The organism is Brevibacillus sp. HB1.2, assembly GCF_013332495.1.
GTDB classification, from domain to species: domain Bacteria; phylum Bacillota; class Bacilli; order Brevibacillales; family Brevibacillaceae; genus Brevibacillus; species Brevibacillus porteri.
In genome coordinates, this window is sequence record NZ_JABMIU010000008.1 from 33,344 (window position 1) to 54,014 (window position 20,671).

Annotated in this window: 20 protein-coding genes and 1 riboswitch; of the genes, 6 read left to right on the plus strand and 14 right to left on the minus strand. The window is 48.1% G+C overall.

Annotated features, from left to right (window positions below):
* Positions 1-25 precede the first annotated feature (25 nt).
* From HPY28_RS18565 to HPY28_RS18580, 4 genes are all read right to left on the minus strand, one after another.
* Positions 26-1,210, minus strand: a complete 1,185-nt coding sequence (locus HPY28_RS18565; protein ID WP_174231131.1) for a glycerate kinase family protein — start codon at positions 1,208-1,210, stop codon at positions 26-28.
* Between the two features lie 144 nt (positions 1,211-1,354).
* A complete protein-coding gene (locus HPY28_RS18570) occupies positions 1,355-2,353 on the minus strand; it encodes an ABC transporter permease (RefSeq protein WP_016741326.1) in 999 nt (332 codons plus the stop codon).
* Position 2,354: 1 nt separating this feature from the next.
* Positions 2,355-3,845, minus strand: coding sequence for a sugar ABC transporter ATP-binding protein (locus HPY28_RS18575; protein WP_017251799.1), 1,491 nt, complete (start codon positions 3,843-3,845; stop codon positions 2,355-2,357).
* A 93-nt stretch (positions 3,846-3,938) separates the two neighbouring features.
* The gene (locus HPY28_RS18580; protein ID WP_026043340.1) at positions 3,939-4,958 is read right to left on the minus strand and encodes a sugar ABC transporter substrate-binding protein; all 1,020 of its coding nucleotides are present in this window, start codon (positions 4,956-4,958) and stop codon (positions 3,939-3,941) included.
* A gap of 96 nt (positions 4,959-5,054) precedes the next feature.
* A riboswitch (SAM riboswitch) is annotated at positions 5,055-5,174 on the minus strand.
* A gap of 202 nt (positions 5,175-5,376) precedes the next feature.
* On the opposite strand from HPY28_RS18580, the gene HPY28_RS18585 reads away from it, so the two are divergent.
* Positions 5,377-6,630 carry an ATP-binding protein gene (locus tag HPY28_RS18585; protein ID WP_173623850.1) on the plus strand — a complete coding sequence of 418 codons (1,254 nt, stop codon included), beginning with the start codon at positions 5,377-5,379 and terminating at the stop codon, positions 6,628-6,630.
* Between the two features lie 228 nt (positions 6,631-6,858).
* Here HPY28_RS18585 and HPY28_RS18590 read toward each other — a convergent pair whose 3' ends face one another.
* The 7 genes from HPY28_RS18590 to HPY28_RS18620 all read right to left on the minus strand — a co-directional run bounded on the left by HPY28_RS18590 (position 6,859) and on the right by HPY28_RS18620 (position 12,733).
* Positions 6,859-8,568 carry a hypothetical protein gene (locus tag HPY28_RS18590; RefSeq protein WP_174231132.1) on the minus strand — a complete coding sequence of 570 codons (1,710 nt, stop codon included), beginning with the start codon at positions 8,566-8,568 and terminating at the stop codon, positions 6,859-6,861.
* Positions 8,552-9,097 (minus strand): RNA polymerase sigma factor, encoded by a 546-nt coding sequence (locus tag HPY28_RS18595; protein WP_174231133.1) that lies wholly within the window; start codon positions 9,095-9,097, stop codon positions 8,552-8,554. The genes HPY28_RS18590 and HPY28_RS18595 overlap by 17 nt, the downstream gene beginning before the upstream one ends.
* Positions 9,098-9,118: 21 nt before the next feature.
* On the minus strand, positions 9,119-10,630 hold the full coding sequence (locus HPY28_RS18600) for a hypothetical protein (protein WP_174226196.1): 1,512 nt from the start codon (positions 10,628-10,630) through the stop codon (positions 9,119-9,121).
* A gap of 177 nt (positions 10,631-10,807) precedes the next feature.
* On the minus strand, positions 10,808-10,999 hold the full coding sequence (locus tag HPY28_RS18605) for a hypothetical protein (protein ID WP_174231134.1): 192 nt from the start codon (positions 10,997-10,999) through the stop codon (positions 10,808-10,810).
* A 4-nt stretch (positions 11,000-11,003) separates the two neighbouring features.
* Positions 11,004-11,441 carry a hypothetical protein gene (locus HPY28_RS18610; protein ID WP_174231135.1) on the minus strand — a complete coding sequence of 146 codons (438 nt, stop codon included), beginning with the start codon at positions 11,439-11,441 and terminating at the stop codon, positions 11,004-11,006.
* Between the two features lie 35 nt (positions 11,442-11,476).
* The gene (locus HPY28_RS18615; protein ID WP_174231136.1) at positions 11,477-11,833 is read right to left on the minus strand and encodes a hypothetical protein; all 357 of its coding nucleotides are present in this window, start codon (positions 11,831-11,833) and stop codon (positions 11,477-11,479) included.
* Between the two features lie 156 nt (positions 11,834-11,989).
* Positions 11,990-12,733: an IclR family transcriptional regulator gene (locus HPY28_RS18620; RefSeq protein ID WP_017251792.1), complete on the minus strand. Its 744-nt coding sequence runs from the start codon at positions 12,731-12,733 to the stop codon at positions 11,990-11,992.
* A 190-nt stretch (positions 12,734-12,923) separates the two neighbouring features.
* On the opposite strand from HPY28_RS18620, the gene HPY28_RS18625 reads away from it, so the two are divergent.
* From HPY28_RS18625 to HPY28_RS18640, 4 genes are all read left to right on the plus strand, one after another.
* Positions 12,924-13,799, plus strand: coding sequence for a dimethylarginine dimethylaminohydrolase family protein (locus HPY28_RS18625; protein WP_174231137.1), 876 nt, complete (start codon positions 12,924-12,926; stop codon positions 13,797-13,799).
* Between the two features lie 246 nt (positions 13,800-14,045).
* Positions 14,046-14,300 carry a FeoA family protein gene (locus HPY28_RS18630; RefSeq protein WP_017251790.1) on the plus strand — a complete coding sequence of 85 codons (255 nt, stop codon included), beginning with the start codon at positions 14,046-14,048 and terminating at the stop codon, positions 14,298-14,300.
* Positions 14,297-15,028, plus strand: coding sequence for a FeoB small GTPase domain-containing protein (locus HPY28_RS18635; RefSeq protein ID WP_173623855.1), 732 nt, complete (start codon positions 14,297-14,299; stop codon positions 15,026-15,028). The genes HPY28_RS18630 and HPY28_RS18635 overlap by 4 nt, the downstream gene beginning before the upstream one ends.
* Positions 15,006-16,412: a nucleoside recognition domain-containing protein gene (locus HPY28_RS18640; protein ID WP_017251788.1), complete on the plus strand. Its 1,407-nt coding sequence runs from the start codon at positions 15,006-15,008 to the stop codon at positions 16,410-16,412. The genes HPY28_RS18635 and HPY28_RS18640 overlap by 23 nt, the downstream gene beginning before the upstream one ends.
* Before the next feature lie 56 nt (positions 16,413-16,468).
* Here the strand turns inward: HPY28_RS18640 and HPY28_RS18645 are convergent, their stop codons facing one another.
* From HPY28_RS18645 to HPY28_RS18655, 3 genes are all read right to left on the minus strand, one after another.
* Positions 16,469-17,872 carry a hypothetical protein gene (locus tag HPY28_RS18645; protein WP_174231138.1) on the minus strand — a complete coding sequence of 468 codons (1,404 nt, stop codon included), beginning with the start codon at positions 17,870-17,872 and terminating at the stop codon, positions 16,469-16,471.
* The gene (locus tag HPY28_RS18650) at positions 17,869-18,426 is read right to left on the minus strand and encodes a sigma-70 family RNA polymerase sigma factor (protein WP_017251786.1); all 558 of its coding nucleotides are present in this window, start codon (positions 18,424-18,426) and stop codon (positions 17,869-17,871) included. The genes HPY28_RS18645 and HPY28_RS18650 overlap by 4 nt, the downstream gene beginning before the upstream one ends.
* A gap of 156 nt (positions 18,427-18,582) precedes the next feature.
* The gene (locus tag HPY28_RS18655) at positions 18,583-19,323 is read right to left on the minus strand and encodes a GNAT family N-acetyltransferase (protein ID WP_174231139.1); all 741 of its coding nucleotides are present in this window, start codon (positions 19,321-19,323) and stop codon (positions 18,583-18,585) included.
* 143 nt (positions 19,324-19,466) lie between these two features.
* Between HPY28_RS18655 and HPY28_RS18660 the strand changes: the two genes are divergently transcribed.
* Positions 19,467-20,639 carry an NAD(P)/FAD-dependent oxidoreductase gene (locus HPY28_RS18660; RefSeq protein ID WP_174231140.1) on the plus strand — a complete coding sequence of 391 codons (1,173 nt, stop codon included), beginning with the start codon at positions 19,467-19,469 and terminating at the stop codon, positions 20,637-20,639.
* Positions 20,640-20,671 lie beyond the last annotated feature (32 nt).

Here is a 20,671-nt window from a genome sequence, read left to right on the forward strand (position 1 = left end):
CTTTCCTTTGCAACAGTTTGTGCAATCACGATACTTGCTCCTTCGCCATTAAACGATTTGCGAGCTGCAGGCCCACCATGATGGTTCTCATGGAGCTTTCCGAGCAATCAGTCAGCCATTTCTGCGCATGCATGAACGCTTCCTCCAACGTAGACGGCATCGGCAAAATACTCGTGTACGCATCAATTCCGTGCTCATAATTGAGTCGGGCACCTTTGCCAACAGTCCCCACCAAAGCCACTACCGGCAGGGCATGCTTTTTCGCTCGCTTTGCCACTTCCACAGGAATTTTTCCTCGCGGTGTTTGAAAATCAATGCTGCCTTCCGCCGTAAACACAAGGTCTGTCTCTTGAAGCATCCGATCCAAATCAATGTACTTCATGATGATGTCGTAGCGTGGATACAGATTCGCACCCGTCAGCGCATGCAGACCGGTACCCAAGCCACCCGATGCACCACTGCCCGGCATCTCTCTGACGTCGATACCGAAGTCTCGCTCGATGATAGCCGCGAATTGTTCGAGTGCTTCTTCCAGCTCAACCACTTGCTCCGGTGTTGCTCCCTTTTGCGGGCCAAACACGCGAGCGACTCCGTTTTCCCCACACAGCTTGTTAAACCAATTGCAAGCCACATCGATTTGCACCTGCTTGAGTCTTTTGTCCATGCCGGAAACATCGATTTTCGTTACTTTTGCCAGCGAGATTCCGCCTTCAATACGGATTTCTTGACCACTTGCATCCAAAAATTTCGCGCCAAGTGCTTGCGCCATGCCTGCCCCGCCATCGGAAGTACCGGAATCGCCGCAGCCTAGCAAAATACGATCTACCCCCATGTCCAGCGCCGCTTTGATCAATTCACCGACGCCATGTGTCGTCGTTTTGCGCGGATCACGCAAGCTTCTTGGAACCAGTCGCAATCCTGCTGCTGCCGCCATCTCAATCACAGCCGTTTGACCTGTCGTCTTTGATCCGAATATCCCGAAATGAGAAGGAACCTTTTCTCCTACAGGGCCAGTTACTTCCTTATCGATAATCGAGCCATTCGAAATTTTCACAATCGCCTTTGTAAAGCCTTCTCCTCCGTCCACCATCGGCAGTGTCTGTACTTGGGAGAGCGGGAGTACGCGCAGAATTCCTTCTTTCATGCACTCCGCTGCTTGCTCGGCATCTAAACTTTCCTTAAAGCCCGAAGGCACAACGAGTATACGCATAAAAACAACATCCCTTCTCTTTATTTGAATTTGCTTTCGCATTGGTCTCACTTGAGTAAGACCAATACTAAGCTTCAAAAAAGAGAAGGGAATAATAGGAAGATGAGAAAATGATGAGAGAAAAGCAAGAAGAACGTTACGATTCTAAGCGTTTCGTTTTCTGCGCAGTTGATAATAGGTCACAGCCAGGGCAAGCGCCAAAACCGTCCCCTTAATAATATCGTAAGCGTAATACGGCAGATTGAGCATCGTCATGCCGTTGAGCAGCACCCCGATCAGGATGGCTCCCACAAATGTACCGAATACGTTTGGCTTTCCTGCACCGAATACGGAGAATCCTACGAAAGCAGCCGCTACTGCATCCATCAGCATGGAGCCGCCACTACTCACCTGCCCGGTACCGATCCGCGCTGCCAAGAGCATCCCACCCAAGCCTGCAAAAAGAGCGGAGAGCACATAAGCCAAGGTACGATAGCGATTCACAGGAATCCCCGACAGACGAGCTGCTTCCAAATTGCCGCCTGTCATGTACAGCATCCGTCCCTGTCTCGTATAGGTCAAGTACACATGCGTGATCGCGACAAGTAAAAAGGTCAGGATAACGGGAACCGGTACAGAGAGAATTTCTCCTTGGCCCAGCCAGAGGAACCATTCCTGGAATTTTCCCGGAGCCTGTGAGCCGTCCTGCATCGGCATGTTTGCGTAGATCGAGTAGCCTTGGGAATACGTCATATGAATACCGTTGACGATGTAGAGCATCGCCAGCGTAGCCAGCAAATCAGGAATGCGGATTTTCACGACCAGGAAGGCGTTGACCAGCCCGACGAGCAAGCTGAGTACAATCGGAACCACCAGTGTCGTAAAGACTCCTTGTTCGTACCAAACCATCATCGAAGCAGAAACGACTGTGGTCAATGAAACTGTCGATCCTACAGACAAGTCAAAGCCTCCGACAATCAGCGAGAACGTAACGCCAATTGCGACAAATGTCACAATCGAGATGGAGCGAAGAATGTCCGTCAAGTTGTCGTACGTGAAGAAATACGGGTTGGTCAAACTGAATAACAACATGACAATGACAATGACGGCAACCGTTCCGTATTTATAAACAAAATCAAATAAGCTAAACTTTTTATCTGCCACGTTATTCACCTCCGCTTGCGTAGTACATAATCAGCTCTTGTGTTGCTTCCTCGCGACTCAATTCCTTCACGATTTTGCCCTCGAACATGACGAGAATCCGGTCTGCGATTCCGATGACTTCCTGAAACTCACAGGAGAAATACAGAACGCCCTTTTTCTGCTCAGCGAGATTTCCGATCAGACGGTAAATATCGCTTTTCGCGCCGATATCCACCCCTTTTGTCGGCTCGTCAAACATAAAGAGGTGAGCGTTTGTATCCAGCCATTTGCCGATAGCGACTTTTTGCTGGTTTCCGCCGCTGAGAAAACCGACCAGCTGCTTGATATCGGCTGTTTTTACACCAAGGCGCTGCACCAGCTCTCTTGCGTTAGCCGCTTCCGTCCCTCTTTTGATAAAACCGAGCCAGGACTTCTTTTTCAACGAGGCGACAGACAGGTTGTTCTGTACCGACTCCTCTACGAAAATTCCTTCTTTTCGCCTTTCCTCCGGGACGAGTACGATCCCTGCATCGACGGCGTCTTTTGGCGAGCGTAGTTGGATACGTGTTCCATGCAATCGAATGGCACCGGCCTTTGCCTCATCCGCACCGAAGAGCAATCGGGCGAGCTCAGTCTTCCCTGCCCCAACCAGACCGACGACACCCACGATCTCTCCCTCGTGAACTCGCAGGTCGACTCCTCGTACTTTGCCACCAGCCACACCTGCCGCCTCAAAAATCGTTTCGCCAATCGGCACTTCCATCTTCGGGAACTCCTCGTCAAAGCTTTTGCCCAGCATGTTCGCGATCACTTCGTCCATATTGGTCTTCGCCGTGTCTGTGGTCACGACATGTTGTCCATCGCGCATGATGGTGATCCGATCACAGATTTCAAAGATTTCCGGCAACCTGTGGGAGATATAAATGATCCCGACTCCAGCATTTTTCAACTGCGCAATGATTTGAAACAGCCGTTCGCTCTCCTTTGTGCTCAACGGCGCCGTCGGTTCATCGAAAATGACGTACTTCGCCTTTTGAACGGTAGCCCGTGCAATCAAAATCAATTGCTTTTCCGACAGCGTACATTCTTCGACGAGCATCCTCACCGGAATAGAGAAGCCGAAGTTTTTTAAAATCTGCTCCGATTCGTTGTACAAGCTCTGCCAGTTGATTAGTCCCTTGGTTTTCGCCTGGACGAGCTGGCCCGCCAATATGTTTTCAGCAACGCTCAAATACGGGATCAAGGCGGTGTCCACTTCCTGATATACACATTGAATGCCCTGTGCTTTGGCGTCCTGCGGAGATTGAATCGACACGGCCTGTCCATCGATGGTGATCGTACCTCCATCTGCCTGATACGCTCCCGTGAGAATTTTCATCAGGGTACTCTTTCCCGCACCATTAGCACCGAGAAGTGCATGAACCTCTCCAGCGCGCACCTCAAAATCGACGGATCGCAGGGCAGGAACCCCAGAAAACTGCTTCGCCATCCCTTTCATCTGCAATGTGGACATTTTTCACACCTCCTGTTTACCTGCGTGTTCCAACCTCTATAAGGAAAAATCCCGTTGACGGATACAGATCAACGGGAAAAGCCAATTTGGTTCTTACTTGCCCCAATCTTGTACGTATTGGGACAGGTCGCCCATCGTTACTTTCTTATCCTTCGGCAGGTCTTCCTGTTTCACCAGCACTGGATTCAGCTTCACGTTGTCTGGCACTTGCTCGCCTTTGATTTTTTGGAACACGGTTTGGGCATGGATGCGCCCGATATTGGATGGGTCTACCGCTGCCGTCGCTGTCCAAGGAGAGTTTTCCGCCTGGATCATTTGCAGATCCTCATCGCTCAAATCGATGGAGTATACTTTGATTTCCGTACGGCCTGCTTGCTGGATGGCACGTGTCGCCCCTTTGGCAAATTCATCCCATGCCGCCCATACTGCTGTGATGTCGCCTTTGTTGGGATACTTTTTCAAGATCGCTTCCATCTGCGTTTGTGTATCGAGTGCCGTATTATTGGTAGCAGAACCGAATGCAGCAATCTCTTTGATGTCCGGGTATTTCTTCTGGAAAGCTTCATACGTCACTTGGCGTTTTTCCATAGGCGCAAAGCCAGCTACCCAAATTTTTACGATGCTGCCTTTGCCATTTGTATCTGCAGCCAGCTTCTCCAGGCTCAGCTCTGCCAACTTGTTGTCATCCTGCGCCACAACTGGCACACCCGGAATGTTGATGTCTGTATCAAACAGGACAACCGGAATTTTTTTATCCACGGCCTTTTGCGTACCCTGCTGCAACGCTTCTGCCGTACCATGGTCGATCAGAATGCCATCAAACTTTTGGTTCACAGCCGCATCGAGGTTGGACGCCATTTTTGCCAGATCGGTATCCGCGTTGAATACGGTCAACTCACCGCCGTTTTTCTCCACCTCTGTCTTCACGCCATTGATGTATTGTGCGGAGAACGTTCCTACGTTTTGACGCATGATTAATGCGATTCTCTTCGCGTTCTCCCCACCTGACTGGTTCGTGCTACCGGTTCCGGTGCTTGTTCCTCCGCCGCATGCCGTAACGAGAACGGACGCAGCCACAATAAGTGAAGTCAGTAATCCCAGTTTCTTTTTCATCGCAAATGTTCCCCCTTTTTCTCTTTGAAAACAAATGATAAAAGCAAAAAATCCTCTTTCACAGAGAAAGAGGACAAAAATCGACAAGATTCTCGCCTCTTATCTGTCAGGTATTCTACCTGTTGGAGTTAGCACCTTGGCTCGAAAGAACACAATCTCTCGTGCTAGGTTGCCGGGCTTCATAGGGCCATTCCCTCAGCCATCTCTTGATAAGAGTAGTTTCTATTTTCGGAACGTTTGTATAAGTATATACAGAATATAATCTGGCAATTACCTATCTGTCAACTAGGTTTACCGAAAGAATTTTCTTGATAAATATTCCAGTTTGTTCTGTAACAACGAGAGGGATTTTGTTGTGTCTTGTCGAATTATCGTAGATTGATACAAGCCTAGCAAATATTTGCGATGGGGATGCTACATGAGTCTATTAAAAGAAGTTATTCTTCAATGGTTTTTCGCCATTATCCCGTTTGTGTTTTTCAACATCTATTACCGTGACAAAATGAGGAACTACAGCCGTTCCTTTATTGTCTTCACCAGCTCAGCCTGCATGTTTCTCGCGATGACCTTCGCCCCGAGCGTCACCAATGGCATGTTCTTTGATATCCGACATGTCATCATTCTTTTCGGACTGGTTTATGGCGGAATCGAGATTGCCTTGCTCCTTCTGATTGAAGCCTTGGTTTATCGGTACTACCTAGGTGGAGAAGGAACATGGGTTGCGCTGCTGATCCTTACAGTCAATTTTGTCTTGTCACTCTTTTTGTATCGACACTACAAAGCCAGTTATCGGAAAACACTGTATCTTTTTATGACGAGTGCGATTTTTTCTACGGTTGCTTTAGGGACTACTTATTACTTTTTTCCCACGTATGTAACTCAACACCTCGTTTACTACACCATAGTGATTCCTATTCAGAACTTTTTCGGCCTCTGGTTGTTAATGTCGCTTTTCAGCAAATGTGTTTCGGATAAGGAGCTGTTTATTCGCCACGCGCAAAACGAAAAAATCCAGACGATGAGCCATGTTGCTGCATCGCTCGCACACGAGGTTCGCAATCCGCTGACAGCTGTCAAAGGCTTTTTGAAATTAATACAGGAATCCCCGGAAAATTTGGTGAAAATCGATCAATACATTCGCATCAGTCTCGACGAGATCCAACGGACAGAAGCCATTTTGACCGAATACCTTGCGATTTCCAAGCCGCTCAAGGAACGACATGAGATCATTAATGTTAGCGAGCATCTGCATGCCATCCGCGAAGTGATGCTCCCTTTTGCCAATATGCACAACGTAGAGCTTACGCTGCAAGACTTTGAGAGACCTGTGACGATCAAGGCCAATCCAGACGAGTTCAAGCAAGTGTTGGTGAATTTCATCAAAAATGCCATCGAGGCGTGCTCGGATATTTCGGACGGAAAAGTCTCCCTGGACTTGCTCATCGAGCGAAACAAAGCACTGTTGGTCATCAAGGATAACGGTGTCGGCATGGATGCAGGACAGATCAGCCGTCTTGGAACGATTTACTTTTCTACGAAAACAACTGGAACTGGTCTTGGTTTGACGTATTCCTATCATGTCATTCATGCGATTGGCGGAACGGTCAATGTATCAAGCAAGCCACGAGTAGGAACCAAGTTCACCATTATGCTCCCATATAAGGCACAGTAACTTCTTGCAGGTTTTGCAGAGGGACTGTGCCTTTTTCCATTCGAGCGCTTGCCCATGAACAAGGTGACCAGCAGTAATAAAGGAATAATCGTACATACGCGCCCGATGACGAGCATGCTTTCTCCGAATCCTTCCACGTTTGTCCCTCCCCTCACGCTTTACTATGCAATTTCTGGGAGGGCATTATGCCAAAACAAAACACCAGGAGTCTCCCCCTGGTGTCTCTCTTTATTCGTATGGCAGCCATTCTCCCGTAATGGCATCCACATCCCCATTGCTCTTCAGTATCTCTGCCGAATAGACCAAGAGCGGTTGCTCTTGAATCCTATTGTTTTCAAGCGGGAATAGATAGCGGGGACTGAGCCGTTTATGTTGAAGATAAACCTGCGCCGCCTCTTCCGCTGAAATCACCTTGGACGCATCTGGGAAGGCATCCTGCTCATGCGGGAATGTCAACCTTGCCCCGATAATTTCTCCTGTCTGCCCGTCGAGCATGACCTTATAATACTGATCACGCACCAAAACGCCGTTTACTTCCCGGAAAAAGTTCAGTTCAACCTGTCTGCCCATCACGTAAATTTGCTCCTGCATCCGAACAGACTTCACCCTCGTATCCAAATACGGCTCCAAAAAGAAGATCGCACGCTCCTGCAATTCTGCGACGGTGAGTGTCGTATCACCTTCTTTCAGCTCAGGATAAGAAATCTTGAACGCTGTCGCCCGACTATCAACGGTAGTCAGCTGCATGATTCGCTGACCTTTTTTGGCAACGTATTCCCGTTCGTTGTCTCCCATCATATAAGCGGGCACATTGCTCCCCGTAAACGGATAGCCCTCTACCTTCTGACCGAAAAACTCCATGGCAGCCGCAGCCTCTTTTGCCGACGCAGCCATTGCCTTCTTGCCCCCTGGCTTGACGGCGATACTGTCGCTAAAGGACTCCCCACCCCACAAGGTGGTTTTCACTTCCTTGCCTGTCTGCGCGTCAAGATACCCGGAGAAGTTTTCTTCATAGCGAAGGACGTAGTCCACTTCCTTCTTTCCAACTCTCTGATACGTCAACTGCATGACTTCTGCAAGCCCACTCTCGGCTTTTTTCGGCGAAGGTAACTCATCTATGGCTTGAAACTGCCCGATGTCCAGATTGATTCCCGTTGTATCGCCTGAATTGATGTAGCCAATCTGACCCACATCGTTCATGCCGATCACATAGGAATCCCCTTCTACCTGTACATCATTTACGTAGCGTTGCAATCGGACGGCGGTGTGCGAAACGGCATCTGCTCCCTCTTGCGTATCTAATGGTTCGAACCGATACTGCTCCATATTTTTACCCAGGAATGATTCCATGAATGCCTTCGCCTGTTGCTCTGTTCTCTCCTTGGAAGGCGCTCCCTCGATTTTCTCTTGCCCTGGAATTTTCTCTGCATCGAATCCAAGCAAGGCCCCGCTTTTGGCGTCTAGCTTCGCTCTGGCATATAGTGACACTTCTGTTCGTTCCTTATTGCTGAACGTGCGAAAATCTATGTTGTATACCTCTCGGGGGGCTTTCGTTACATAGACCGATTTTTCCGCTTCCCGAAATGGAGGATATTTCTCGTAAAGCTTTTCCAGCGTTCTGATCGCCGCTTGGCTTAACTCGCCTTCTTTTATTTCTGTCGATAAGAAAGAGCGGGGAACCAATTGCGCTTGTGATTCAAAACGAGATTGTGTGAACAACTCCGGAGTTACACCCAGCATCCATACTGCTGCTGCCACCGTTGCAGCGGAAACCGTCCATGTCGCCAGCTTGATGCCGACTCTATTCGGACGATTCATTTTTTTGCGCGCCCGTTGCACCAGCTTGGCTTCCAGCGCTTCTACGAATTCGCTCCTCGGCTCCGCATCCTTTGACTGGGGAAGAGCCGCGAAGAATTGCTCGTCATTTGGAGTATTCATTGGCCAACCCTCCTATCCAGTCGACATGCAAAACTTTTTTGAGTTCTTTTGTCGCTCGGTGAAAATCTACACGGACTTTGGCTTCGCTGGTGCCGAGGATTTCTGCTGTTTCCCGGATACTGTAAGCCTTGATGCCGCGTACAATCAGTACATTCCGATGATGTGGCTTCATTTTCTGCATCGCCTGCTCAATTGCCAGCTGTTCTTCCTTGGAAGCCAGCTCCGCTTCCGGCCTACCTAGAAGAGAAGGCAGCCCTTTTAACAATTCCATGCCAAAGAGCGTTTGCACCCGCCTCTTCCGGTAATCATCGATGGCGACATGCTTGGCAATATGCAAAATCCACGTCTTCACACTGGAACGCTCCTCATATCTGCCCAAGGCATCCAAGACCCGGATAAACACTTCCTGCGTCAAATCCTCCGCATGCTCGCGCTTCCCTGTGAAGTAGTAGAGGTATTGATAGACATCTCGGTAGTGCTCGCGATAGATCGCTTTGATCCGCGACTCGTAATCGATTGTGTCCTGCACTGGATTTCCTCTCCCTGCTCCCTACTTGATGGATTGACCCGTAACTGCGTCAACCTTTCCGCCTCTTTCTTTCTGTTCATAGACAAGGACAGGTGTTGCCTGGTACCGTCCGTTAGAGGAAGGAAATACGTAGCTCAGTGTAAGCGGATTGGCTGTCAGCAATGCTTGTACGGCTTGCTCGGGCCCTACGACATTGGAGGCATCATCATAGGATAATTTACCAGTAGCTTCTGGAAAACCGGCGGATACAATGTCTCCCGTATGCATGTCAACTTTTACCGAATAGGTCTGGCCCTCCACCATAATACCTTGGTGTACGGGGAAAAATAGAAACGTTTGCTTGCCTTCTTCTTTGTTAATCATTTGTGGTACCAGCTCCGTTACTTCTGCGTCCACAAACGGTTGCAGAAACGCCACTGCTTTTTCCTCGGCAGCTGCTTCTGTAAGCACCTTCTGCTTTGGTGGGTTTTCTAATACATGAAAGTACGTGATCTGATCATTCATTGTCCTCACCAAGAACCTTTTGTTACCAACCACGGCATCATACTCCTTCTCCCCTTCGAGAACTAGAGCACCTTTGGTCATTTTAAACACAATTCCTTCAGGCAATGGAATAAAAGTGGAGAGTGCGGTGACTATCTCCTCATTTGTTTTGGCGAAGACCCGCTGGTTTCCAGGCGTTACCGTGATTGGCTTCCCATACTTATTTTTCTTGGTCCATCCGGACTCTACCTCGGCTCCTGATCGTGCATCCAAATAGCCTGTGAAAATTGGGCTGTAGACAGGGCGAAAGCCAGCGGTAATGTCCTTTGCTTTTTGCTCATAGCTGAGGTGCAGCAGGTCTCCTACATGCTTGCCGATTTCATCTGGTTGCTTAACCCCTGACGGAGCGGCGAATTTGCTCGTGTCCATCTGCAATCCTGTTGCTTCGCCTGCGTTTATATAGTCCAGCTTTCCTGCGCCATTGATCGCCACTACGTACCAATCTTCTTTTACCGGAATCTGATTCACGACACGGACGAAGCGTACGTTTGCTACGGCCTCTGTGCCCTCACCATCAACTGTTACCTCTTCTATCCGGTATTGCTTGATGGCGTCACCGATGAAATCCTTCAGGATTTTCTGCGCTTTTTCTTTTCCCATCGCTTCCGTAGGCCGCGCAGTAGGTTTCTTTCCGGGAATATCCCGGGCAGAGAAGGACAGTAGTGCACCGCTGTTTACATCGATTCTGGCATCCGCATACAGGGATACCTTCGTCCGCTCCTTGTTGCTGAAGATGCGGAATTGGATGTGGATGACATCTCGCATCTGATTGTTTCGCGAAATGGTTTTTTCCGCGTTTTTCAATTCCGGGTAGTGTTTGTTTAGCTTGTCTACGGTTTTCTGGACTGCTTTGCTCAACTGGGGTTGCGTTGATGTGGCTGTCGCGGCTTGTACGGTTACTTGTGGTTGCGTAACCCACAATGGGCTTGAGAAGAGCAAAGCAGCAGCTCCTACTGTGATCATCAGCTTTTTGGTTGCGTATGGTTTCATTTTGAATATCCTCCTGGCTTCCTCTTTTTACGTTCTTAGCCCAATAGTCGAAAGCGAAAGGGAAATGTTACAAGTGAACTAAAATTTTGTAGGGAACAAATGGATTTAGTGTTTGGTCCGGAAGCAAGAAAAACTCGATTCCCCCGGACTGTTAGGGAGATCGAGTTTTTTTGATGATTAGAAAACATATCGGAAAATGATATCTATTGCTACACCTATTGTGAGAACCATCATTTTTTGAGAAAAGCTAAGCTTGGCTTCTTTCCCATTTGCCCATTTATAGGAAGTCTGCAATCCTAGTAGAATTATATAGCCGCCTACATAAGCAAGAAAGATTCTGATTAGCTCTGTAGCAATAATCCAAGCCATTTTTCTAGCCCCTCCAGTTAATCCTTGTTGCACTCACCGTATTTCTTTGGGTAGCAGGATACGATCGATTTGATAGATAGTTATTAAATTTCCTCAACTCGAAATCTTCACGATAAGTTTCGCCCTCATAACTCACTATAACAAACCACTTTTGATAAATATCAAATGAGTTCAACACTAGTAAAGCCTCTAAATCTAATACTCCAACTGCAAATCTGTCAGCATTACTATTTCGCATCATCGGTACCACGTATGTTGCAAGCGGTGTCTCAGGCTCTCCTGATATATACCACTGAAAAGTAACATTGGAATCTTGTTCGATTTTAGAGAGTCGAACTAAAATTTGGACAGTGCCATGAACCCCTGGAAAAAAGCGGCGTTGTGCATTAATGGGCTCATAACTATTTGTTGTATCCTCACAAACCACAATTGATTTTATCATATAACTTCTGACCTTCTTGCCTCTTCTCTTGGATATTAGTCACCTTTACCCCACAGTGCTTTTCCAATTTCGTGTCGCACATTGCCTTCTATTGATCCTCTAATAGCGCCCAAATGTCCACCAACCACAGCACCTGCTGTTCCTTTATACTTAGCTTCATTTACCTGTCCCATTCCCCCGACTGTTGCGCCAAATGCAGCGCCCATTGCCATACCTGTCGCAGTTTTTTCGGCAACTATTTTACCAACAGCTTTTGGATCGTTAGGGAATATCTCTTTCCCTTTTTCGATTGCCTTCTCCTTTACTTTCTCCGTCGCTTCTCTAACTGTTCGTTCTGCTCTTTCTTTAACTCGAGATACACTTTCTCTTACTCGTTCAATTGAAAACCCCACGATGTAAAAACCTCCCAAAATTTGATACAAATACATTTTTACAATATATGTATAAACATTGTCAATATATTTTTTGTTTTTATTAATTTATCACTTATTTTATTTAGTATTATTAACAAAAAATACAAAGTAAAAAAGAGCATAAAAAAAGGCCAGTCAAGCCTTTGACAGGCAGCCTAGCCGTTGCGAGGTTTTGTGAGCGACATCCTTTACTCGTTCAATCAAATACTGGAGTCGTTCCTCCTTCAAATCATACGTAACAATTCCAATGCTTAACGCCCCGATTACCTTTTGGGTGTAATCAATCACCGGTGCTGCGACGGACGCCGTATTTTCCGTCCGCTCCGCAAAACTGACCGCATGACCAGCTGCTCTGATCTCCTGGAGCTTGTCCATAAAAGCAGACACCTGCTCTTCACCCACCAGCTGCACTACGGTTTGTCGTGCTTCTTCCATAGACATATGTGCCAGCACGACTTTATTGGCCGCACCAATATGCATCGGAATCCGTAAGCCTAATTGGTCGTAGATACGGATATTGTGCTGACTGTCTACGCGATCGACGACAATGGATTCGAGTCCGCTAGGCTGACTGAAGTAAACACTTTCGTTTACTTCTCTGGCGAGCTCCTCGATCATCGGCTTGATCACCTTCCGATAATCGATCCGATCGAGCACGCGTAAGCCGAACTCCATCCATTTAATCCCCAATGTATATTGCTTGGTCGCAGCATCCTGCTCTACCAGTCCATGCTTCATCAACGTGTACAACAGTCGATAAATGGTGCTGACCGGGAGCTGGCATTCCTTCGCTAAATCATTGATCGTCCACCATTTTCTATGTTCATCCGACGAAAGTGCCGTTGCAATCGCCATCGCTCGATCAAACGATTGAATCACGGTCATCCCCCCTTTTCTATCTATCTTCTCACATGAAACTATGTTAAACCATTTGCTCTAATTTTGTGAATCGCAAAAAAACTCCATTGTGGAATCACAGATTGACAGTCAGAAATCAGAATGTGTAAACTAATGGTGAACATTTCGAAATATGAATAATATTCTGTAATGTGGAAAAAGGGAGGCAACTATGTTCCAAGGCAGCCAATCCATGGTCAAAAAGATGAAAACCGTCATCATCAAGCATCCCCATCAAGCATTTATCAGTCAAGAACATCTCGATCAATCGTGGAAAACCTTCAACTATACAGACCGCCCTAACTGGGACCGCGCTCTGCATGAATACGCCAAATTCGAATCGATTTTGCGCGAGCATGTAGAAAACGTCCTGCACTTGCCACAATCCGATAAAACTGGACTGGATTCCATTTACGCCCATGACCCGGTGAAATTTACTTCCAAAGGGGCAATCATCCTCAAATCTGGCAAGGAGCTCCGTCAGGGAGAAGCCGAAGTATACAAAGCCTTTTTAGAAGAAAACAACATCCCAATTCTGGGACAGCTCACAGGCGACGCGTTGTCAGATGGCGGCGATCTCGTCTGGTTGGATGACAAAACACTCGCGATTGGCCTTGGCTTCCGTACGAACGAAGCGGCTATTGCTCAAATTACGGAAATGGTCAAGGATTTTACAGATGAAATCATCGTGGTACAGCTCCCGTATGATCGCGGTCCTGCGGAATGTCTGCATCTGATGTCGATTATCAGCATGGTCGATCATGATTTGGCAGTCGTCTACTCCAAGCTGATGCCAGTATTTTTCCGCCAACTGCTCATCGACAGAGGCATTCAGTTACTTGAAGTACCGGATGATGAGTACGATAATCTGGGCAGCAATGTTCTCGCCCTCGCTCCACGAGTGTGCATGGTCGTGGCAGGCAACCCGATTACCAAACAACGCCTTCTCGATGCAGGTGCGACTGTGTACGACTATGAGGGCGAGGAGATTTCTTATAAGGGAACAGGTGGACCTACTTGCCTGACAAGCCCGGTGGAACGCATTTAGCGGGTAGATATACTTGATAGTAGATCATCAAGGTCAAACTGTACCCCAATTGTTAGAGCATTAACGATTGGAGGTGCAGTTTTTTATGACGAAAAAGTTTCCTTAAGCAAAAACTTTGTTGCCTGGGAAAGAATCTTACCTTAAACTAAAATCATGAACATAACGACTACTACGTGCACTTTTTTTTACCTTCATTTTTGCCCTAAGCCAACAGTTTGTCCTTAACGAAAAAGGAGAGTGAACATCATGCCATCTATCAGCATTCCTTTGTCTGATGCCTTGATGGGTAGCCACATCTGTCTGGATCGTATTGACGTTCAGGGTATACTGCGCAGGCGATTGCTGGATCTCGGCTTCGTCCCCGGCAACATCGTGGAAGTCATGCAAAAAAGTCCGCTAGGCGATCCCATCGCCTTTCGGGTAAATAACACGATCATCGCCCTGCGCAAAGAAGAAAGCTCCCTCATATTCGGGGAGTACGTGGGAAGTGACGAAAAATGAATTCTTACACGATTGCCTTAGCAGGAAATCCGAATACTGGTAAGAGTACGTTGTTCAATACATTGACGGGGCTTCGCCAGCATACGGGAAACTGGGCAGGAAAGACAGTCGTAATGGCTGAGGGAGAATTCTCTCGGGGAAATACGACTTTTCGGATCATCGATTTGCCAGGTACGTATTCCTTGTATTCCAACTCGGCGGATGAAGAAGTGGCGAGAGATTACATTATCTTCGAGCAACCTGACGTCACCATTGTGGTACTGGATGCAACTTCATTGGAACGGAATCTCAATTTGGCCTTGCAGGTATTGGAAATGACCCCTCGTGTTGTCGTATGCATCAATTTGATCGATGAGGCGAAAAGGCTTGGCATTCGTATTGATCTGGAAAAAATCTCGCAAAGATTAGGCGTTCCCTGTGTATCTATTTCCGCCAGAAATCATATCGGGATCGAGAATTTGCTCGATCAGGTGGAGAAAGTAGCGAACGGAACCATCGTGCCCAATCCTGTACAGATAACCTACAGTGATCAGATTGAATCCAAGCTGGCACAGTTGGAGCCGCTCATCGAGAAAACCTTGGGTAGCCGTTTTCCGACAAGATGGATCGCTCTGCGATTGTTAGATGGAGATGAAAGCTTGTTGCGAACCTTGAGAGAGCGCATGCAAGATCCGGCTACAACTGCAAGAAAGGAGCCTTTGACCCATGGCCGAACCGTTTGCCACTAATGCTTCTGATTCCCTTGATGCGCTTCTTTCCGCAGCCCGGAGCTCAGTGGAAGGAAGTGCGATTCGAGACACGATTGTGAGTGACATTTACCGCACCAGTCGCAGTATTTGTAAGGAAGCTGTGACATACGAAGACAAGCAAAAGCTTTCTAGTGCATATAAGCTGGATAAAATTGTGACGTCCAAAATATGGGGCTACCCCATCATGCTGGCGATTTTAGGCGCGGTATTCTGGATCACGATCGCCGGTGCCAATGTTCCATCCGGAATGCTTGCGGACATGTTCGGTGTTGTCGAGGGTTATCTAACTGCTGGCTTTCAAGCTGTACATGCACCTGATTGGCTGCACGGGATTCTGGTTCTCGGATTCTTTCGCGGTACCTCATGGGTTGTCAGCGTCATGCTCCCTCCGATGGCTATCTTTTTCCCAGTCTTTGCCCTGCTCGAGAACTTCGGATATCTGCCGCGTGTCGCGTTCAACATGGATCGTCTGTTTAAAAATGCAGGAGGACACGGAAAACAGGCATTAACCATGTCGATGGGGTTTGGCTGTAACGCAGCTGCCATCCTTTCAACCAGGATTATCGAATCTCCTCGGGAGCGAATGCTGGCGATTCTGACCAATAATTTCGTCCCGTGTAACGGTCGCTGGCCTACCTTGATCTTATTGGCGTCTCTATTTATGGCGACCAGCACGACCAGCGGATGGCAATCTCTGATTACTGCTCTTATCGTCATGGGTATGGTACTTTTTGGAATCGTTATCACTCTTACCGTTTCCTGGACGCTATCCAAAACAGCTTTGCGCGGAGTACCGACACACTATACGTTGGAGCTGCCCCCTTACCGCCGTCCGCAGATTTGGAAAACGATCCTCATCGCAAGTAAAGATAAATCGTGGAGCGTACTGAAAAGGGCCGTCATTGTAGCCGCCCCTGCTGGTATCATCACTTGGGTATTGGGCAATATCTTTGTCGGTGGGGATAGCATCCTTGCCCATATGGCTGCTTTTTTTGATCCATTTGCGCAAATCATTGGTCTCGATGGCTATATTCTCATGGCCTTTATTCTCGGCTTGCCCGCTAATGAAATCGTGCTGCCGATCCTTCTGATGGGGTATATGTCCTCCGGTGCCATGGTGGATGTGGAAGGGATCGACAATATCAAGGATGTCTTCTTACAGCACGGGTGGACTTGGTTGACAGCACTCAACATGATGCTGTTCTCTCTGCTTCATTACCCTTGCGGCACAACCTTGTTTAATATTTACAAAGAGACGAAAAGTGTGAAATGGACAGTGCTATCCGCACTCATTCCGCTCGCCATTGCGATCGGAGTAACGTTCTTGACTGCCCAGGTGGCAAGGGCACTCGGTTGGGTGTAAAAACAGTAAAAAGCCTTTGCACAATACCAGACCTCCTGGTTCGTGCAAAGGCTTTCTTATTTTGTAATAGGTATTACACCTTTAAGGGGAAATCTCTCAAACTCCAGTCCGCTCATCTCCAGCTGATACGTATCCTGTTTCGGTACCTTGTAAGCAAGCGAAACGGTCTCCAGATTCTCTGCGACAATGAAATCCTTGTAGTACTGACCATCTACACGCAAGTTAATCTCTTCTGGTCCCTTGTTCGGGATGACGATGAAAAGCTTGCCTTTGTCATAATACACCTTTTCTATGTTCAGCTTTTTCTTGTTGCCAAATGGAATGCTTTGCGGATATTTGGCATTCCGATCCAGCACGATGTTTTCTCTAATGGACTTATTCGCAGATACCTCGTCGAATCGAAGCTCGAGTTTTTCCGGTACGTCTTCAAAGAAGAGCGATGGGAAAAACTGCATGGTATACTTGTCGCTGCCCTGAACCCGGGTAGCATCGCCACCTCGAACCCGTCCCAGATTCTCATTGATTCGGTCATCCATTGCCGGATATTCCTTTCCATTCCCATCTACCAGCTTCACATTCTCCAAGCGATACAACTCGAATCCATCCTGTAAAGCAGCTTCCAGCTCCGCTTCCATCACCGTCGGAGAAGCTATGATCTGATTTACTTTCAGTCTCGTCAACAGGCTGTCTGTTTCTAGCACAGCATCTACTTCTGCATCCGGTTGGATTACTTTTTCTGCTACAGTGACAGACCTTGGCAGGGGCAGCAACACCTCGGCTACCACTTCATCAGCTTCTTTCTTGCGCATATCTACAATTTGCACAGGCAGAACAGGCTTCGTCTGATTCATGAACTCCCGCATTTTTTTCTCGTCAATTCGGTAATTCGGTGTGATGATAAGATAATGCACACCATCGATTAATTGAAATTCTTTCGGAGCATGCCCTGTTTCTATCAGCCCCCCCAAATCTACACGAAGACTCCCATAGAGCATCTCGCTTCTTGTCGATTCATCCGGAATTCGCGCGATCTCCTCCATTTTTTCACCGGAGATTAACAGCGTAAACGTAATCCGTCTGTGATCGACCATGGCATCCCTGATCTGATAAACAAAACCGTCCTTCTCCAATTTCACCTCAGGCAGAATCGGATAGCCATTTTTCAAAGCATGCATGAAACCTTCATCTGGTGTGATCCATTCAAAGGATTCCTGTCCTCTCTCTGCCCCCGTCAGTCCCCACGAGCTTCCCTCAAAGGGCTGAACAATCTGGAAGAACAAAGTAGCAGCAACAGCTACTCCAGCTGCCCAAGAGGTTACCTGCCAGCGACGGCGACGCTTCTCACGCTGAATTTTTGTGAGTACTTCCTGCTCGAATTGTTCCAAATGAAACGGATATTTTTCACGAACGGATTGCTTTGCTGATTGGCTCCATTCCCTCCACATGCGATCGTCGCTCATCCTTTTACCTCCTTCGACATGGTCTCCTTCAATTGCTTCCTGGCTCGATGCAAACGCGTACGGACGACCTCCTGCGAAACCGCGAGAATGTCCGCCACTTCCGCAATCGACAGGTCTTCGTAATAATGCAGGAGGATGACTTGCCTGTACTTCGGTGCGAGGGATTGAATGTACGTGACGACTTCTTCCCGCTTCACCCGGTTTATAATCTCTTCCTCTACCTGATTGTTTGCCTGCCGATCCATCAGGTCGCCCAAATGATCATCCATCGTCGGAAAAATGTTGCGAAACGACCACGACCGAAAATGCTTTTTGCTTTCATTCATCGCAATCTTGTAGAGCCAATGCTTGATCTGTCCGTCCCCGCGGAACTGATCGAGATGCCGATACGCTTTGATAAACACGTTTTGGGTAATATCGTCCGCCAAGGCATGATTCTTTACCGTGAGACTCACCAGATGAAAAATCTTCTCCCCGTATTGCTGCATCAGCCATTTCAGTCTGGCTTCCCGTGTAACCTCCAGACTCGCTGGCATTATTTCTGCTTCGTTCAACCCGTTCACCTCATCCGTTGATTGCTTGCTATTAGGTATGATCCGTCTCACGGCAAAAAGGTGACAGAAAATGCAAAAAGAAACCGCTGTGGTTTCCACAACGGCTACTTCGCTGTTTGTTCTTCCTTTTCCAAAAACCAGACCTTTTGGATCGCTCTATAAAAAATGCTGCATCCAAATATTCGGCTCGATATATATGACTTCGTTCTTTTCCACGTCAACCTGCACGGGAACTAATGCGTCTGGAATGATGTACGATCCGGACTCGGGGAATTTCATTCCTGTCCAGCTTTCCCAATCCGTCAGATTTCCTCTGATAAGCATGGATTCCGGCGCTACCTGCATGATCGTCGCTCCCAGTTTCCAATGTGTGCGCACCCACGGATCAAACGGAGCGGCATCGGTCGTTTTCCACTGAACATACTTGTCCATTGGCGTGAGTGGGTACTTGTGCTTGAGTGATGGACGTACAGGCGCCACCAAGTACGCCAAACCATTTTCCTTGGCGATATCCTTCATCGCCGTAACCATCTGCTTGCTGAGACCGAGGCCGCGATAGTGGGGATCGATGGAGATAGAGAGTGCCGATAACGCGTTTGGCTGTTTTTCTTGGCGGTAGTTTTCAATCCCTTGCAGAAAGACATCATCCCAGCCTTTTGGCAGCCCTTCCGCAGTGCCATCCCAGTAAAATGGAATCGCATTTCCTACAGCCATCAGCTTGTCAGCCTCGTCCGTCAGCATGAATTGATAAGGAGAAAACCAGTCATACAGATGACCGTAATATTCGTTAGCCACTTCGTCATTCAGCATGAAGGCAGACCAGCTTGCTTCGATTAGTTCATCAGCTTGATCGTTTAGATCCGATCTTTGTGCGAAAGTGTAGATGTTGTATGACATGCTTGGAATCCTCCTACGAACTCAGATGTCTATCTTCCCATCTAATCCCTATTCGATTTTCTTCTACATTTTCCTCTTGTGGTGTGTCACACAATCGCTCCCATGATCGTTATATGGTCAAACCAAATGAGGAGCTGATTGGCATGAAAGAACGAACATGTGTGATTGTCGGAGGCGGGTACGCAGGTATCAACGCGCTAAAAGCCGTTCGCGATACGTGCAAAGGACGCCCGATCCGCTTCATCTTAATCGATAAAGAGCCTCATCACCTTCGCAAAGTCCTGTTGTTCAAACCAGCTGCTGCCAAAACAGATATCTCGATTCCACTACAAAGTCTGTTTCCAGAAGGCGTCGAATTCGTACAAGGTACAGTCACATCGATCAAAGGGCAAGAGAAAACCCTCTTATTTCGGAACAAAAATGGTCAAGAGCACGCATTGCCCTACGACATGCTCATCCTGGCAGTAGGAAGCGTCATTCGCCAACCGGAGCCAGAACAAGGCGGCATCGCTTTGACGGGCGTCGAGACGGCCGAGGCGGTTCGGGAAAAGTGGCTTGCCAACATGCGCCAAGCCGTCCATGAGAAGCAGCCGTCCGAACGCGAGCGATTGTTGACCATCGCCATTGCAGGAGCGGGCATCAGCGGGATGGAAACCTCCGCGGAGCTGGCTTTCGCTATGCACGAGGAAGCGAAGAACCTCGGCATCCATCCTGATGAAGTCAAAGTCTATCTCATCAACGCACAAGATCGTTTGTTTACCGAAGGCCCTCCCAAAATGGGGCGCAAGCTGGAGAGTGCACTCACGGATGGCGGTGTAACCATTTTGCATGGTCAAAAGGCACTTCATGAGCAGAATGGACTCGTAACACTATCTGGAGGCCGCACGCTTGCTGTCGGACTATGCGTCTGGTCGCTCGGATTGCAACCCAATCCCGCATTGCGCAGCATGGGCGTGCCACTGACCACACACGGCCAGGTGGTCGTCGATGAATCCTATCGTGTAGCGGAAACGCCGGGGGTGTACAGTATTGGCGATTGTGCACGCATCGTAGATCCAGCCAGCGGGCAAGCAGATACGATGACATGCAAGGAAGCCTCCGGACAGGCGATGCGTTTGGGCAAAATTGTGCTGGCCGACTTGGATGGCACCCCTGCCCCCGCACACAAAAGCTACATGGACATTTACTGCGTCGGACTCGGCCCTGAACGCGGAATGGTTTGGACGAGAAAATGGGGACTCGATATCATTTTGACAGGGAAATTGGGGTGGAAGCTTCGCCAGTTCACCTGGAATGTTGCCAGCATGATAAAATAGGAAAAAATAGGGACGTACGAAGACACAAGAGG

What these genes read in the sequence shown, in the direction of transcription:
- HPY28_RS18565 (WP_174231131.1), bottom strand. Translation starts at nt 1,210, where the DNA reads ATGCGTATACTCGTTGTGCCTTCGGGCTTTAAGGAAAGTTTAGATGCC.
- HPY28_RS18575 (WP_017251799.1), bottom strand. Translation starts at nt 3,845, where the DNA reads ATGTCCACATTGCAGATGAAAGGGATGGCGAAGCAGTTTTCTGGGGTT.
- HPY28_RS18580 (WP_026043340.1), bottom strand. Translation starts at nt 4,958, where the DNA reads ATGAAAAAGAAACTGGGATTACTGACTTCACTTATTGTGGCTGCGTCC.
- HPY28_RS18585 (WP_173623850.1), top strand. Translation starts at nt 5,377, where the DNA reads ATGAGTCTATTAAAAGAAGTTATTCTTCAATGGTTTTTCGCCATTATC.
- HPY28_RS18590 (WP_174231132.1), bottom strand. Translation starts at nt 8,568, where the DNA reads ATGAATACTCCAAATGACGAGCAATTCTTCGCGGCTCTTCCCCAGTCA.
- HPY28_RS18600 (WP_174226196.1), bottom strand. Translation starts at nt 10,630, where the DNA reads ATGAAACCATACGCAACCAAAAAGCTGATGATCACAGTAGGAGCTGCT.
- HPY28_RS18605 (WP_174231134.1), bottom strand. Translation starts at nt 10,999, where the DNA reads ATGGCTTGGATTATTGCTACAGAGCTAATCAGAATCTTTCTTGCTTAT.
- HPY28_RS18610 (WP_174231135.1), bottom strand. Translation starts at nt 11,441, where the DNA reads ATGATAAAATCAATTGTGGTTTGTGAGGATACAACAAATAGTTATGAG.
- HPY28_RS18625 (WP_174231137.1), top strand. Translation starts at nt 12,924, where the DNA reads ATGTTCCAAGGCAGCCAATCCATGGTCAAAAAGATGAAAACCGTCATC.
- HPY28_RS18630 (WP_017251790.1), top strand. Translation starts at nt 14,046, where the DNA reads ATGCCATCTATCAGCATTCCTTTGTCTGATGCCTTGATGGGTAGCCAC.
- HPY28_RS18635 (WP_173623855.1), top strand. Translation starts at nt 14,297, where the DNA reads ATGAATTCTTACACGATTGCCTTAGCAGGAAATCCGAATACTGGTAAG.
- HPY28_RS18640 (WP_017251788.1), top strand. Translation starts at nt 15,006, where the DNA reads ATGGCCGAACCGTTTGCCACTAATGCTTCTGATTCCCTTGATGCGCTT.
- HPY28_RS18645 (WP_174231138.1), bottom strand. Translation starts at nt 17,872, where the DNA reads ATGAGCGACGATCGCATGTGGAGGGAATGGAGCCAATCAGCAAAGCAA.
- HPY28_RS18655 (WP_174231139.1), bottom strand. Translation starts at nt 19,323, where the DNA reads ATGTCATACAACATCTACACTTTCGCACAAAGATCGGATCTAAACGAT.
- HPY28_RS18660 (WP_174231140.1), top strand. Translation starts at nt 19,467, where the DNA reads ATGAAAGAACGAACATGTGTGATTGTCGGAGGCGGGTACGCAGGTATC.